Below are 13784 nucleotides of genomic sequence, written 5' to 3' on the forward strand. Positions count from 1 at the left end.
ACCCCCGGCGTGACAGGCCGGTATTCTAACCAACTGAACTACCGCTCCGCGCGGTGACTGCTTTTTACCGAGAGCGGTGTTGCGTGTGCTCCAGGCAAAATTTAGGGGTTGTCATCGACAACCCCTGGTGTAGGTGGCGTCCCCACGGGGATTCGAACCCCGGTTATCGCCGTGAAAGGGCGGTGTCCTAGGCCTCTAGACGATGGGGACCCGTTCTTCAGTTTTGGTGGAGGTACGCGGGATCGAACCGCGGACCTCTTGCATGCCATGCAAGCGCTCTCCCAGCTGAGCTATACCCCCGACCGAAGAAGCGCGCATTCTAGGGACCGTTCGGGGGGCTGTCAACACCCCGTCACGATTTTCTTGCAGCGCGCTTCGTTACGGGCTCAGGCGCCCAGCAGGCGATCGATGCGGGCCACCACCATGTCCCGGTCGAACAGGGCCACCAAGGCGTCCACCGACGGGGTCTGGGTCTGGCCGACCAGGGCCAGGCGCAGGGGCATGGCCAGCTTGGGCATTTTGGCGCCGTGGGTGGCGACCACTTCCTTGATTAGGGCGCCGATGGCGGCGGCCGTCCATTCCACGTCGGCGCAGCGACCGCGGAAGTCGGTCATGATCGGCCGGGTCTCGTCGGTGAGGTGCTGGGCCTTCAGCTCTTCGCTGGGCAGTGGGGCCAGGTAGAGGGATTCGCAGGCGTCGGTGAGCTCCACCACGGTCTGCACCCGCTCCTTATAGAGGGCGATGATGGCCTCCAAGGCCGGCGTGGCCGCCGGTGCCACGCCCCGGGCGGTCAGGCGCGGGGCGACCAGGGCGGCCAGGCGGGCGTTGTCGGCCTGCTTGAGGTAGTGGGCATTCAGCCACAGCAGCTTCTGGGTGTTGAACTGGGCGGCGGAGGGGGTGATGTGGTCCAGGTCGAACCATTCCACCAGCTGTTCCCGGCTGAATACCTCGTCGTCACCGTGGGACCAGCCCAGGCGTGCCAGGTAGTTGATCACCGCCTCGGGCAGGAAGCCGTCCTCGGCGTACTGCATCACCGACACCGCGCCGTGGCGCTTGGACAGCTTCTGGCCGTCGTCGCCAAGGATCATCGACAGGTGGGCGTATTCCGGCACCGGGGCGCCTAGGGCCTGGAGGATGTTGATCTGGCGCGGGGTGTTGTTGACGTGGTCGTCGCCGCGGATGACGTGGGTGATGCGCATGTCCCAGTCGTCCACCACCACGCAGAAGTTATAGGTGGGGGTGCCGTCGCCCCGGGCGATGATCAGGTCGTCCAGCTCGTCGTTGGCGAACTCGATGCGGCCCTTGACCAGATCGTTCCAGGCCACGGCGCCGTCCTTCGGGTTCTTGAAGCGCACCACCGGAGTCACGCCGGCGGGCGGCGCGGGCAGCTCCTTGCCCGCCTCGGGGCGCCAGCGGCCGTCGTAGCGCGGCTTCTCGCCCCGGGCGCGTTGCTCGTCGCGCAGGCGGTCCAGTTCCTCGGGCGTGGTGTAGCAATAGTAGGCGGTGCCGGCGGCCAGCATCTGCTGGATCACTTCCTTGTACCGGTCCATGCGCTGCATCTGATAGAAGGGGCCTTCATCGTGACCCAGGTCCAGCCAGGCCATACCGTCGAGGATCGCCTGCACCGCCTCCGGGGTGGAGCGGGCCACATCGGTGTCCTCGATGCGCAGCACGAACTGGCCGCCGTGGCGGCGGGCGAAGGCCCAGGAGAACAAGGCCGTGCGGGCGCCGCCAATATGCAGGAAACCGGTGGGCGAAGGGGCAAAGCGGGTGCGGATCATGGAATTCGGAGAAGTGGGGGAAAAGCCCAACATTGTACTGGATGCAGAAAGTGTTTGACCGCCACAGAACCTTGTGGTCAAATGCGCGCCTCACAACGACGCAGCAAGCAACAACGCAGCGCCGAAGTGGAACGGTTGGGTGGTTAGCTCAGTTGGTATGAGCGTTGCCTTCACACGGCAAAGGTCACAGGTTCGAGCCCTGTACCACCCACCAGAGAAATTCTTCAGAAAGCCCCGTGAAACCTAGGTTTCACGGGGCTTTTTGTTTTTCTCGAATCTATCTCTGACACACGCCAACACACTGTGTTTTGTTCTGTCGGTGTGCCAAATTTGTGCCAAGGCGTTACTGCAACAGAAATCACGAGCACTGCATGTGCGCTACACGGCGTTACACCAGCGCTACACCTGCGTAACAGTATTGACGCGGGTGTATGGGGTGGTTACTGTTTGGGTGCGGACTCACTTTGACCAATTCTGTCTTTCTATATGACGGCTTTGTCTCACCCACTACGCCAGCTCTCCTTGAGCACTGCACAGCGTTACCAGCGTATGGGCAGGCTTTGGCTTGTAGTGAGGGAGATGGCTAATCGTCTGAAGACTAGCAAACTACCAAATGTCATTAAATGTGATTGGGAGTCGGGCGAAATCACTGAAAAAATGGCTAGTCTGGGGAAGGTGATGGACCGGCTGTATGAAGTGAGAGAGTCTTTACCACTTTTCCTGGTTGAGAAAAAAGTATTGGGTGAGTTGCAGCGTGGCGCGTTGTTGGTTGGGTCTGACGACACGCAACTCCCAGCTTCTGCCGAAGCTGATATCAGTGGCGGTGCTGTTGTCGATTTCTTGATCGATACTCCTCTCCTGCCACCTTGTGCTAGCAGCATCCGCCAGAGCCCTCGTCGGCCTGGCGCTCCGACCCCCCTGGCCGCTTAGGCCAGGTCCTCCCTCTCCCGCGCAGGGCCTTTCTGCCCCCTGGCCAGCGGTTTCTGCAGATCTATCTATTTAGCGCGGCAACTCCATCTTTGGAGTGGCCAATGTCTGCTTTTCCCCTTGGTGGGCAGGTTCACCTGCCGTCCTCCCTCAAAACCATCAGTTCTGATGATCTGGCAGGGATTTTGGGGGTGTCGGTCGACACCCTTTATAACCGCGCGACGCGGACGCCCCACCTCCTTCCACCCAGCTTGAAAATTGGTGGGAAGCGGAGGTACAGGGTTGTTGATGTTGAAGCTTGGCTGCTGAAGCAGCTGCAGGTGCCACAGGTGCCTGGTGCGCCTGCACCATCAAGTTCCACCTCCCCAGCTACCACAACCATAAAGCGCCGTGGCCGGCCTCCCAAGCCTGCGGTGGTAAAGCGGCCGGCGATGGGGCAGGGGGTGGGAAATGGTTGAGTCACGCCTTGTCCCTTCCAACTTGATGGCCTGGCCAAGGATCCGTGACCTTCTCCCAGACCAAAAGTTGATTGTCTACCACCTGTGGGCGACCTGCCCGTCCGCCGCTGGGTGTTTCTTGGTGGACCTTGGTGGATTTGAGGGGCAGCTTTCTATCACTACTGCTGCACTTCAGGGAACGCTGGGTGAGTTTCAGCGGCGGGGCTTGGTGCTGCTTGATGAGGAGACTGGGGAGGCCTTCATCCTCGACTGGTTCCGTTTCCACAAATTCGATACCGCGCCGCGCCGGCGCTTGCTGGAGGACGCCGTTTCGCGCATCCAGTCCCCAAAACTGCGGAAATTGGTTCTTGAAAAAATAGAGATTTGCTTAAAAACAAAGGGTTGCGATCTAAGGGAAGGGAAGGTAAGGGAAGGTAATAACCACCACTCACAAAGTGGAGTTGGTGGTGGTGTTTTCCAAACCTTCCTCAATGCTGCTGGTGCCCCTGATGTGCTGGCAGACCCAGGGCTGGGGAAGCGACTTGGAAAACTCATAGAGGGGGCCAGCCAGGAACAGTCAAAGTGGGCCGGCTTGGCCTGGGCTGACCAAGTGGCCAAGGGAAAAATTGCCGACCCGGTTGCCCTGGCCATCACCTTGACTAAGACAGCTGCAAGGGGAGAAGTGACACGCCCTGCACCAGTCCTACAACAAGAGGCGGCCTCGGCGACCAATGAGGCAATTAAGAGACAAGAGCGAGATCGCAAAGAGTGGGCGGCGCGTCAAGAAGAAGCGATTCAGAAGCAAGTGGCCGCTGCTGGCTTTTCCACTAGCACTAAGCTCCGAGATCGTCCTTATTTTCGCAAATCCTCCCACCTCACTAACACTTAAAGACCGCCGCCGGCCACGGCGGTGGCCGGCTCCCCATTGAAAGGGAGCGTCATGAAAAAACGAAATGTCCCCGTTTCTGTGCAAGTCATTTTTCAGCTTTTTCTCTTCCTACTTTTCTATTCAACTGCATCCATTTTATTTTTTTGTGTCCCGCTAGCTTGGATCGCGTGGGCCGCCTTAGTGGGGAAAATTGAGGGAGGTCAGGTTAATACCTATGTCCTAATAACTTTCGCGCTGGGCTCCTTTTTGTTGATGGCCTGCTTCTACCTGATGCTTCACAAGCTGGAGAAGCGGAAATGAGCCGGCGCATCCATCAAATTCTGGTCACCCTGCTGATCATAGGGTCCGTGCTACAGCCCCTGGTGGCCCTCGCACAGGCCGGTGTCATCACTCCTTCCGGTAACCAGCAGCAGGCAGTCAGCATCGAGAGTTACCAAGCAAAGTCCGGTGATGCCAGCCTGGGAATGCTCCACGACATCTTTGGGGACGCGAATGGCATTTTTTCGGGGGGAAAGGACGCCTCGACGCGGGACGCGATCAACGCGGCCTTCCTGGCATTCAACACTGCCGTAATTTCTGCCGCGGCGGCATTCTTCACCTTTAACATGCTGGCGGCAGTCGCCCAGGGCAGCTTCGATGGCGAGTTTCTTGGGAAGCGCTACCACTCCATGTGGATGCCCCTGCGCACCACGACCGGCGTGATCTACTTGCTGCCGGTTTGGAAAGGGTGGTCCACCGGCCAGCTGCTGATGGCCTTCGCGGCATCAGTAGGAATCGGGATCGGCAACAGCGTCACCAGCGCCATTGGCACCGGTGCCTTCCCGTCCATGGTCGCCGCGCCGGAAATCCCCAGCATCCAGACCATTACCAGCCAGATGGTGGACCGGGAGTTGTGCCTGGTGGATCAGAAGCAGGAACAGATCCGCTGGAAGAAGGCGCGAGTCGACACTTCGGAACCCAGCCTGGCGATCAACTGGGACATGAAGGTGTTCAACCTGGCCGACCCGGACAAGATCGTGGTGAGCTATGGCGCCTTCCCCGACAGCGACGGGAAACACGGAGCCTCCTGCGGCCAGGTCCTGATTGATCTGCCACGGCTGCCGGAATACGCCTCGGCCGAGGCCAAGCAAATCCGCGACACCTCGACCTCAGTGCTGCGCGCTGAAATTGCACGTCTGGCAGAGGACGTGCACCAGTTGTACACCCAGTCCTATTTCAGCGGGACACCCATCGTGGTTCCCGGCGATACGCCGCTGACGGTGGGCATGGGCGCTGATCCCGAGGACCCGGCCGCTCAGGACAAGGCCTCCACCGACGTGCGCAAGCAGTTGCCCACCCTGGTGGCCAAGGCGATCGAGAAAATCAACACCCGGGTGAACGCCGCGCTGCAGGTGGCCAATGCCGGCGCGGAGCAACGCATCAAGGATCTGATCAATCAGTGGGGCTGGGTCGCCTACGGCGCAGCCCCCGCGGCCAATGCGGCGAACGCGTTGGCCATGGTCACCGGGGCCGCCAAGATTGGCTCAGGGAGCACGCCGGAGCACAACTCTCCGGCCAGTGCCAACGCCCAGAAAGCCGGGTTCTCACCGGGCAACCGCCTGACAGCTGCCCAGGAGAAGCAACTCTCGGCGATGGAAAGCTCAATGAAGAACAACGGCGCCAACTCCCAGATCGTTGCCAACCAGCTGGCCACCCAGCGGGCGGCCATGCTGGCGGAAAATGCCCGGGGGCAGGCCATGCAGCAGCAAAACAAGGTGCTGGATCAAGCCTCGGGAAAGCCCCGAGCAGGCGGGTGTGATTTGTCCATGGACATGTTCAACCGCTGCATCATGGACCCCATCACCCAGTCCGTCCAAACCAACGGGATTGGCAGTGTCGTGGTTGCAGGCTCCAATCCCCTGGTGTCCATGCCGCTCCTGGGCGCCAAGATCCTGAACCTGGTTGGGGATGTGGTGGGTTTGTTCCTGGCCGCCACGGCCAGCCTGGCGGTGGGCCTTGGAATTGCAAGCCTCGCTGGACTGGCGACCCTGGCTGGGTGGCTGATAGTTGCTCAGATCATTGGATGGGTTGGCCTTGTTTTGCTGGGTTTCTTGTTGCCCCTGGCGGTCTTGGGCCTGCAGTTGGTCGTTTTCCTCCCCATGGCGATCCCCCTGGCTTGGCTATTCGCCGTCGGCGCCTGGCTCGTCATTGTCGCGGAGTCCCTGATGGGCGCCCAACTCTGGGGCTTGGCCCACTTGGACCCGGAAGGGGAGGGGATGGGCCAACGCACCGCGCACGGCTACATCTTCCTGCTGAACCTGCTGTTCCGGCCGGCCATCCTGGTCATCGCCTGCTGGTTCGCCTACAAGTTCTGCGGCGTCCTGGGCGGGTTCGCCAACGCCATGTTGACCGATGCCGTTACGGCGCTGCTGCACGGATCCACGGGCAGCCTGATCGTGTACCTGCTGGTACTGACTGGCGGCGTATGGCTAACCCTGGTGACCAACATCCAGGTCATCCATGTGTCCGCCTCACTGCTCAACATCATCCCGAACCAGATCTTCGCTTGGGTTGGCGGTCACTTCGGTTCCGATGTGGGTAGCGGCATTTCGCACAACACGGAAGGAAGCTTCAAGGGGGGAATGAGTGGCGCAGGGGCAGTAGTGCAGAAAACCGCGAACCAGCTAGCGCGGCCGCTCAAGAACGAAAAAGGGGGTAAGGACCGGCAGAAGCAGAGTGAGGCGGGCAAACTGGCCGCCGGAAGTGGAGGTGAGATGATTGCGGAAGAGTGACGAAAAGGAGAATCAAAAATGGGCCTGATAGACAAAGTTGGTATCCTTCTGATATGGGCCATCATTCCACTCGATCTCTCGTAGTAGACAACCCCGAAATCTTGTAAACGAGACCTTGCGATGGGCGAGATTCGTACTGTGTGGGACGTGGTTGGCGAGGAGACTATGGGAGCCTTGCAGGCTCGGATGGCGTTGAAGCGAGATTGAGGCGGGTAAGCCCCTCCTGGCCTGCCCGCTCTGCTCCGTGCCTGTCCATGTGGTGTCCCTATCAAAGGAAAGGCGGTTCTACCTTCGGCACGAGACTTGTAACCGAGCGCGGTTTTTGGCACAAATTTGCGCAGGAATTGGCACCAGAAGATAGTGGTCTATTGCGCTTGGTTTGGCACTAGCTGACCGGCACACCGTTCTTGCAGCTTCGCAATATAATGAAAAAGCCCTCCCATGAAGGGAGGGCGGGCTACGGCGACTACGTCAAGTTCCACTTACTTCTTGGAGATGTAGATTTTGAACGGTTTTGCTTTCGCACGGATCAGCTGACCATTTACACGGCGTGTCCATCGCAGGATGAAGGTCCCGCGTTCGTCTTCGTAAGTCATATGATGACCTCAAGGCAACAGGTTGCCATCGCTTGACTTAAGTGGACAATGCTCTGTCTTGTGTGTATAATACTTGTGCTTTTTGCATCACAAAAACAAAGCATTGCTGACTGCGGATGGAGAACAGTCACGATGGCCTTAGCTTTGGCGAGCAAGGGCCATCCCTCGACGGGCTTGTCATGTTGGCGCATGGCAAGTCCGAATTGTTTTAAAACAACTCCAACTGGGAAGGCACTTGCTTAGGCATGAGCATTCTCAGTGCCGACTCCGCAAATACATCAGCCTGCCACTCTGCATCTTCTTCCTTAACCGGCGCCGTATCCCGTCTGTAGTGAAGTACGGGGGTGTGGCCAAGGAAGATATGTCCAAGCTCATGAAATAGTATCAACAGAGCCTCTGGGTCATTGTTCGCAACACGGATGTAAAGAGAGTTTGGCATCAAGATGCTTAAGGAACGAGGGTCACATAGCGCCTCGGCTATCCCGTACAGTTCCCACTCGTCATCATCAATTGCGTCCAGGTTAAGAGGGATGCCATGTGACACCCGCAAGCCTTCAATGGCCTGCACAATAGGCTGTTTCACCCCTCTACTGCTTAGGCCCAGCGCTCGACAAAAAGATCGCGCGCGTCTCTCGATTTCAGATTTTGACAGCCGCATGACACGCTCACCTCGCATACTGTAAGTTGAGCTGTGATCGCTCGATTCGCTTTGATCGGTCATCATCCCCTCTTCTTCGTATGCAGCTGTTGGAAAAACTCACCGATTGAACAAAGCTCCTCCTTTGTAAAATCAGACTTAGCAAAACCAGAAACAAGCAGTTGATGCTGGAGTGGAAGACCACTGATCGATACGCTATCGTTCGCAGCATCTGCCAACATTTCCAAGTTATTGATAGGAAAACCAAGCTCTCTGAAGTAGCTATCAATTTTAACTACCCACTGAGCAGGGACCTTGTTTCTGCCTGTCTCAAGTGCACTGAGAAAGGCTGGGGAAGTTCCTAAATCATTCGCCATTGCCATCAGGGTTTTGCCAACATGTCCCCTCGCTTGGCGAACAGCTTGTCCAAACTCGGTTAGCTTCATATCTGTGCTCCACATTGAACTTTAAGAACCACGTCAGAAGGGATGAATCACCACCTGTTGTGGCTTGGAGAGATGCTACAGCACCTACACCAAACCCAAGACATACGAAATCTGCGCAGTTGACTTGACCTATGAAAGCCATTCTAACCGGGTGACTTCTACATTTCAAGTTTTTTAGTAGAAAAGTGTTCTACTGAAAAAACCATGCCCGACGTCCCCCCAGGTTTGAGTAGCACACAGCTTTAGAGTCCAATCCCTTCAATCAAGGAGACTGGACGTGAAGAAACGCTTTTCCGAAGATATCATCGGTTTCCTGCGCGAAGCCGAAGTAGGGCTGCCGATCAAGGAGCTGTGCCGCCGGCATGGCTTCTCCGAAGCCAGCTACTACCTGTGGCGCAGCAAGTTTGGCGGCATGAGCCAAACGCCTCAAGGAACTCGAGGCCGAGAACGCCCGGCTCAAGCGCATGCTGGCCAACGCCATGCTCGAGAACGAGATCACCAAGGAAGCGCTGCAAAAAAAGTGGTGATCGCACCGGCTCGATGCGAGCTGGTGCGGTTCCTCGCCGGGCGCGGGCTGAGCGAGCGCTGGGCGCTGCGCATCGCCCGGATGAGTCCGAGTGCTTTGCGTTATCAGCCCCAAGCGGATCGAAACGGGGTGCTGCGGCAACGCATTATCGAATTGGCGCAGCGTCATCGCCGCTACGGTGCCGGGGTGATCTATCTGAAGCTGCGCCGAGCGGCTGGGCGGTGAACCACAAGCGGGTCGAACGGCTGTATGTACTGGCCGGGCTGCAGGTGCGGCGACGCAAGCGCAAGAAGGTGCCGCTGACTGAACGACAGCCGCTGGTTGCCAACACGGTTTGGTCGATGGATTTCGTGTTTGACCGTTCCGCCGAAGGCCGGGTGATCAAATGCCTGACCATCCATCGTCGACGACGCTACGCACGGAGCCATTGCGGTGATCTCGGAGCGAGCCATCAGCGGTGAAGTGCTGACGTGGCAACTGGATCGACTGGGCTTCTCACGGGGTTTGCCGCAAGTGATTCGGACCGATAACGGTAAGGAATTTTGTGGCCGGGCGATGCTGACTTGGGCGCATCGGCGCGGCATTACGCTGCGGCAGATCGAACCGGGCAAACCGAATCAGAACGCCGACATCGAGTAATTCAATGGCCCGCTGCGGGACGAATGCCTGAACGAGCACTGGTTTACCAGCCTGGCGCATGTGCGGGTGCTGATCGAGGCCTGGCGGCGGGAATACAACGAGGAGCGGCCGAAGAAGGCATTGGGCGGACTGACGCCTTCGGCCTATGCCCGACAGTTGGCGATGAAGAAACCGGCAATATCGGGGGCTGGACTCTAAAGCGAAGTGCCATTCAAGACGGGGGGGCGATAGGGCCGAGTTTTTTTACTCTTCGATGAGTGCCAGGTTAGCCGCGGCCGAGAATCTGGTGGTCTGGTTAAGGCTTTATCCGGGCATCGTATACCCACTTCCGGACCTTGACGGCTGTGATCTTCGCTGCGTCGGGGTGGGCCGGATTAATGAGGATGTTTGCTTCTTCAGGAACAATGGCCGAAGGCACTTCCAAGAGGCAGGAAGTGCCACTGCTGACCCATTTATCACCAAAATCAAGGCTAACCATGCCAGCAGGCATGGCATCCCAGCCGACCAGTGCGGCCCTGTCCACCATGTCCCGTTTTGTCCAGACATCATCTGGAATATCGACTTGCACCAGATAGCGATTAAGCGGCAAGCCTCCCGAACTCAAATGCACAACGGTTTCCAGACAGGACAGTGCCCGGGAACTAGAGGTATACACTAGTGCAGTCCCCTGACGGTTCCAGCGGCCCCCGGTTGTCTTAGCCCCGATCCCCCCCATGTCCTCCGCAGTGTAGGTTGGCGTATCTGTACCAATCCGCCAAAACGTGATCATGCGTAGGCCCCTGATTGCATCATGGCCAGGAGCGAGGACACCAGTTCCTGCCCTTCAATCGTGTCCATGTAATCCGCTGGCTTGGCATTGTTCAGGGCGGCAACTGGTTGCTCCAACCAGTTAGCTACCCAGTGTGCGGCATTGAAATTGGTGGGATCACCGGATTCAGCCACCATGGTTTCCACTTGCCCAATCAGCTTCTGCAAACCGATGATTCGTTCTGAATACTCAGTTGGTAGGGCTTCGTTTGACTTGAGGCGTCGATTAACGGTGGCGCGGGGGAAATGGAGGATGGAGAGCACCTTTTCCTTGGGGACACCCATTTCCTTACCGGTTTGGATAACTAGCGCTGCGGGTACTCCCTGGCGAATCAAGTTGATCCGTTCCAAGGGCGAGGCTCGATACATCTTGGTAAAGATGTTTGTCTGCAGAATTACCTTGCGGTCGCCCAGGTCCTTGCCCAGTCCCTGCACATCGCCTGGCTTGACGCTCTTCGCGGCCTTAGCAGGAGGGCGGGACTTGGTGGTGCTGCTAGTTTGCATTGCAATCTCCTTTGAGCCGATGGTTGGGCTCATGTGAGCAATGTACGTCACCACTGGGTTGCTGTCGAGGGGAACAGGTTTGTCCGAGCATGCCGGTACTCAGACTTTGCCGAATGTTCCTTTTCTCTGTGCAGCACGCTCCTGAAGCAGCGAATCGCCGCGACTCTTCCAGACCAGCGCCCGCTCTGGGTGAGCCTCGAGCGCTTTACTGAGTTCCAGTAGTCCGCCTAGTACCAGCCCCGGGTCTTCGCCCAATAGACCTGCGATGTGCAGCAGGCCCCCGCCCTCGATCTTGCGGCGGGTCTCCTCTTTCCTCCGCTTCACTGTATCCCGCGCCCGCAGCTTGGCTGCCAGGGCGGCCTTTTGCCGCGCAATTGCATCTGCCTTTTTGCGCGCCTCCTCAAGCCTCCTATCCAGCGCCTCCAGCTGCTGTACCCCACTGGCCATGGTGCCCTCCTTGTCATTTGCATGCGGATGGAAAGCAGGCTACCATCGCCCAAGCTCAACTGCAAATGCGCACTTAGGAGTTGGCTACGCCAACTCTGTGCGGTCTGCGACGCGAAATTACCTGATCCCGCCGTGCCCATTTATCACCTCTCCGTCAAATCGCTTTCCCGCTCCTCTGGTCGCTCTGCGACGGCGGCGGCGGCCTATCGGGCTGGAGAATTGATCCATGATCAGCGCACGGGGGAGGTCTTCGACTACACCCGTCGACGGGGTGTTGCCACGGCCGGGATCGTTCTGCCGGCTGGAACTGACTGGCAGCCTAGCCGAGCCGAATTGTGGAATGCGGCTGAGGCCGCCGAGCGTCGGAAGGATGCCTGTGTGGCTCGAGAGCATGAGGTGGCGCTCCCGGCCGAACTGACGGAGGAACAGCGCTTGCACCTGGTGCAGGGCTACGCCCAGGCACTGGCCAATCAGCACGGTTGTGCCGTGGACTTTGCTATTCACGCGCCAAGCCGGCACGGCGATCAGCGGAACTGGCACGCCCATCTCCTCATGACCACCCGAAAGGTGGAAGGGCTGGGCCTGGGCCCGAAGTGCGAGCGGGAAAAAGCTGGCCGGAACCGGAAAGCGGACCTGACCAGTGAGCGGGCTGCCTGGGAACGCGCGGCAAACTCAGCGCTGCAGAGCGCCGGGAGTGCAGAGCGAATCGACCATCGCAGTCTCGCTGACCAGGGAATCACGCGTATCCCGGGTAAGCACCTGGGGGCTGGCGCCTGCGCTTTCGAGCGCAGGACTGGGGAAGCCTCCCGGCGTCGCCTGGATCTGGCGCGGGAGCGGCGCGAGGAATGGAAGGAACGGCGCCGCCTGCGTCGCGAGACCCTGGGTTCGCGCAACCTGGCCATGGCGCTGAATGTCGAGGTCAGGACGGATCGGAAGATCCACCGCTGGGGTGGGAAAGGCCCAAGCGCTGGCTACGCGGCCGTGGTGCAGCGTGGGGCGGTCCTGACGGCGGCGGGCCGGTACACCCAGAAAAAGATTGAGGCGATGGCCTACGTGGCCAAGCAAGCCGGTTGGTCGCGCATGCGACTGAATGGGACGGCAGAGTTCAAGGCCATGGCGGCACGCGAGTTGCTGCGGCGTGGCGTCGAGGTGACGAACCCTGAGCTGCGGCCTCTCCTGGAGCGGATCCGGGCGGAGTTGAAGCAGCAGGCAGCTCCTCAGCAGGGCAAGCGGAGTGAGGGCAGGGCTGCGGACGTCGCAACGCCGCAAGTGAGTCCCTGGGGAAAGATCCGTGACTTCTTCTTTGCACCTCAGCCACAACTGACTCCCCCGAAAAAGCCGGTGCCCGCCAAGCCTGCTCCTAAGCCGCAGCAACGTCCGCTGCAACCGACTATTCCTGTTCCAGTAACACCACCACCACAGCCCGCCCCGCGGGCTGTGAAAAAGGAGATGCGTCATGACCGAGACCGTCACCCCAGCCGCGACCAAGAGCCTGCCACCCTCGCTTCGCTGCGCGACGTGTGGGGAGTCGACAACGTTCACGACCTCGGTCGATCTGAAGACGTACTGCAACCGCATGCACCTCATCACCTACGACGCGGTGTTGAAACCGCACCAGATCATTCAAACCTGCACCAGTTGGATACCGGTTCAGCGCGTAGCTTGAGCAGCGCAGGGGATGCCAAGGCGGCGCTGCCGAGGGCTGCGCGGTTGAGTGACCAGGAGTTCGCCGATCAAATCCTGGCGTCCTTCGAAGGTGACCGCCTGGCCGCCATCCGGGCTGTTGCCCAGGGTGGGGTCATGGTCCGGGCCCTGGGGCCGCTTGCAGGTACTGAAAACGAAAATGCTCTTAAGGCGCTGATTGCCTTTGAGGGGGACGTGGCGCGGGCGCGGGAGCGGGCCGAGACGCTGCGGTCCTGGGCGGATGCGGTTCCGGATCTGCGGCGGATTGAGCGTGAGTTGCAGGAAGCGGAACAGGCCAAGGCGTTGCAAGCCGTGGTGAAGAAGACGGATCCGGGCCTGGGTATGTAGCTCGATGGGGGAGGGAGGGGGAGTGCAAAGGGGCTTTTTTTGCGCAGCAAAAAACTGGGATTCCCTTCCAGGCGCGGGCCTCCGCCCTTGGTCCCCATGGGACTGGCCGGTGGCCACCTTCCAGGCAACCCTAGCCGTTGCGCCCTCCCGGCGCGGTAACTGGGCTGCGCCCAGCGCCTGGCCGTTGGCCAGGAAGTTAGACGGCCGCGGGCGGCCTTTTTGGTTTGCTCCAGACCGATTCTCCGGTGCGCCTCCTGGTTGCCGATCCGTCTTAAACGCATGCAGTGCCCGAAAACGCCGACGTGTAACACAGGGGGCGTTCCAAGCAAGGGCCGCTGCGCTTTCC

General features: G+C 59.4%; 16 protein-coding genes and 3 tRNA genes. 11 read left to right on the plus strand and 8 right to left on the minus strand.

What is annotated here, in order from left to right:
• Positions 1-134: 134 nt before the first annotated feature.
• From V7Z98_RS17085 to gltX, 3 genes are all read right to left on the minus strand, one after another.
• Positions 135-210: transfer RNA gene (locus V7Z98_RS17085), tRNA-Glu, on the minus strand.
• Between the two features lie 14 nt (positions 211-224).
• Positions 225-300, minus strand: a tRNA-Ala gene (locus V7Z98_RS17090).
• A gap of 86 nt (positions 301-386) precedes the next feature.
• Positions 387-1781, minus strand: a complete 1395-nt coding sequence (gene gltX / locus V7Z98_RS17095; RefSeq protein WP_334159277.1) for a glutamate--tRNA ligase — start codon at positions 1779-1781, stop codon at positions 387-389.
• A gap of 137 nt (positions 1782-1918) precedes the next feature.
• On the opposite strand from gltX, the gene V7Z98_RS17100 reads away from it, so the two are divergent.
• From V7Z98_RS17100 to V7Z98_RS17920, 6 genes are all read left to right on the plus strand, one after another.
• Positions 1919-1995 (plus strand) — tRNA-Val (locus V7Z98_RS17100).
• 365 nt (positions 1996-2360) lie between these two features.
• Positions 2361-2711: a hypothetical protein gene (locus V7Z98_RS17105; RefSeq protein WP_334159278.1), complete on the plus strand. Its 351-nt coding sequence runs from the start codon at positions 2361-2363 to the stop codon at positions 2709-2711.
• Between the two features lie 101 nt (positions 2712-2812).
• A complete protein-coding gene (locus tag V7Z98_RS17915; protein ID WP_442951856.1) occupies positions 2813-3166 on the plus strand; it encodes a helix-turn-helix domain-containing protein in 354 nt (117 codons plus the stop codon).
• A gap of 67 nt (positions 3167-3233) precedes the next feature.
• Positions 3234-4034 (plus strand): hypothetical protein, encoded by an 801-nt coding sequence (locus tag V7Z98_RS17110; protein ID WP_334159279.1) that lies wholly within the window; start codon positions 3234-3236, stop codon positions 4032-4034.
• A 296-nt stretch (positions 4035-4330) separates the two neighbouring features.
• Entirely contained in the window at positions 4331-6805 is a 2475-nt protein-coding gene (locus V7Z98_RS17115) for a DotA/TraY family protein (RefSeq protein ID WP_334159280.1), read from the plus strand.
• 202 nt (positions 6806-7007) lie between these two features.
• On the plus strand, positions 7008-7166 hold the full coding sequence (locus V7Z98_RS17920; RefSeq protein WP_442951857.1) for a hypothetical protein: 159 nt from the start codon (positions 7008-7010) through the stop codon (positions 7164-7166).
• 443 nt (positions 7167-7609) lie between these two features.
• Here the strand turns inward: V7Z98_RS17920 and V7Z98_RS17120 are convergent, their stop codons facing one another.
• Both V7Z98_RS17120 and V7Z98_RS17125 read right to left on the minus strand, forming a co-directional pair.
• Positions 7610-8125 carry an ImmA/IrrE family metallo-endopeptidase gene (locus tag V7Z98_RS17120; RefSeq protein WP_334159281.1) on the minus strand — a complete coding sequence of 172 codons (516 nt, stop codon included), beginning with the start codon at positions 8123-8125 and terminating at the stop codon, positions 7610-7612.
• Positions 8122-8484: a helix-turn-helix domain-containing protein gene (locus V7Z98_RS17125; RefSeq protein ID WP_334159282.1), complete on the minus strand. Its 363-nt coding sequence runs from the start codon at positions 8482-8484 to the stop codon at positions 8122-8124. Before V7Z98_RS17125 ends, V7Z98_RS17120 begins: the two co-directional genes overlap by 4 nt.
• A gap of 277 nt (positions 8485-8761) precedes the next feature.
• Between V7Z98_RS17125 and V7Z98_RS17130 the strand changes: the two genes are divergently transcribed.
• The 4 genes from V7Z98_RS17130 to V7Z98_RS17145 are packed head-to-tail and all read left to right on the plus strand — an operon-like array spanning position 8762 to position 9847.
• Positions 8762-9235, plus strand: coding sequence for a transposase (locus tag V7Z98_RS17130; RefSeq protein ID WP_334159284.1), 474 nt, complete (start codon positions 8762-8764; stop codon positions 9233-9235).
• Positions 9232-9471, plus strand: coding sequence for a hypothetical protein (locus V7Z98_RS17135; RefSeq protein ID WP_334159285.1), 240 nt, complete (start codon positions 9232-9234; stop codon positions 9469-9471). The genes V7Z98_RS17130 and V7Z98_RS17135 overlap by 4 nt, the downstream gene beginning before the upstream one ends.
• A complete protein-coding gene (locus V7Z98_RS17140) occupies positions 9443-9649 on the plus strand; it encodes a hypothetical protein (RefSeq protein ID WP_334159287.1) in 207 nt (68 codons plus the stop codon). The genes V7Z98_RS17135 and V7Z98_RS17140 overlap by 29 nt, the downstream gene beginning before the upstream one ends.
• Before the next feature lie 60 nt (positions 9650-9709).
• Entirely contained in the window at positions 9710-9847 is a 138-nt protein-coding gene (locus tag V7Z98_RS17145; protein ID WP_334159288.1) for an integrase core domain-containing protein, read from the plus strand.
• 97 nt (positions 9848-9944) lie between these two features.
• Here V7Z98_RS17145 and V7Z98_RS17150 read toward each other — a convergent pair whose 3' ends face one another.
• From V7Z98_RS17150 to traD, 3 genes are all read right to left on the minus strand, one after another.
• Positions 9945-10418 carry an RES family NAD+ phosphorylase gene (locus tag V7Z98_RS17150; RefSeq protein ID WP_334159289.1) on the minus strand — a complete coding sequence of 158 codons (474 nt, stop codon included), beginning with the start codon at positions 10416-10418 and terminating at the stop codon, positions 9945-9947.
• Positions 10415-10993: a type II RES/Xre toxin-antitoxin system antitoxin gene (gene parS, locus V7Z98_RS17155; protein ID WP_334159290.1), complete on the minus strand. Its 579-nt coding sequence runs from the start codon at positions 10991-10993 to the stop codon at positions 10415-10417. Before parS ends, V7Z98_RS17150 begins: the two co-directional genes overlap by 4 nt.
• 66 nt (positions 10994-11059) lie before the next feature.
• Positions 11060-11407 (minus strand): conjugal transfer protein TraD, encoded by a 348-nt coding sequence (gene traD / locus V7Z98_RS17160; RefSeq protein ID WP_334159292.1) that lies wholly within the window; start codon positions 11405-11407, stop codon positions 11060-11062.
• 132 nt (positions 11408-11539) lie between these two features.
• On the opposite strand from traD, the gene mobQ reads away from it, so the two are divergent.
• Complete coding sequence (gene mobQ / locus V7Z98_RS17165) at positions 11540-13438, plus strand: MobQ family relaxase (RefSeq protein WP_334159294.1); 1899 nt, start codon at positions 11540-11542, stop codon at positions 13436-13438.
• Positions 13439-13784 lie beyond the last annotated feature (346 nt).

It is taken from the genome of Oryzomicrobium sp., assembly GCF_036820405.1.
Classification (GTDB): domain Bacteria; phylum Pseudomonadota; class Gammaproteobacteria; order Burkholderiales; family Rhodocyclaceae; genus Oryzomicrobium.

Coding starts and splice junctions, on each gene's coding strand:
- V7Z98_RS17115 (WP_334159280.1), top strand. CDS start 4,331: ATGAGCCGGCGCATCCATCAAATTCTGGTCACCCTGCTGATCATAGGG.
- V7Z98_RS17120 (WP_334159281.1), bottom strand. CDS start 8,125: ATGATGACCGATCAAAGCGAATCGAGCGATCACAGCTCAACTTACAGT.
- parS (WP_334159290.1), bottom strand. CDS start 10,993: ATGAGCCCAACCATCGGCTCAAAGGAGATTGCAATGCAAACTAGCAGC.
- V7Z98_RS17105 (WP_334159278.1), top strand. CDS start 2,361: ATGGCTAATCGTCTGAAGACTAGCAAACTACCAAATGTCATTAAATGT.
- gltX (WP_334159277.1), bottom strand. CDS start 1,781: ATGATCCGCACCCGCTTTGCCCCTTCGCCCACCGGTTTCCTGCATATT.
- V7Z98_RS17125 (WP_334159282.1), bottom strand. CDS start 8,484: ATGAAGCTAACCGAGTTTGGACAAGCTGTTCGCCAAGCGAGGGGACAT.
- V7Z98_RS17150 (WP_334159289.1), bottom strand. CDS start 10,418: ATGATCACGTTTTGGCGGATTGGTACAGATACGCCAACCTACACTGCG.
- traD (WP_334159292.1), bottom strand. CDS start 11,407: ATGGCCAGTGGGGTACAGCAGCTGGAGGCGCTGGATAGGAGGCTTGAG.
- V7Z98_RS17915 (WP_442951856.1), top strand. CDS start 2,813: ATGTCTGCTTTTCCCCTTGGTGGGCAGGTTCACCTGCCGTCCTCCCTC.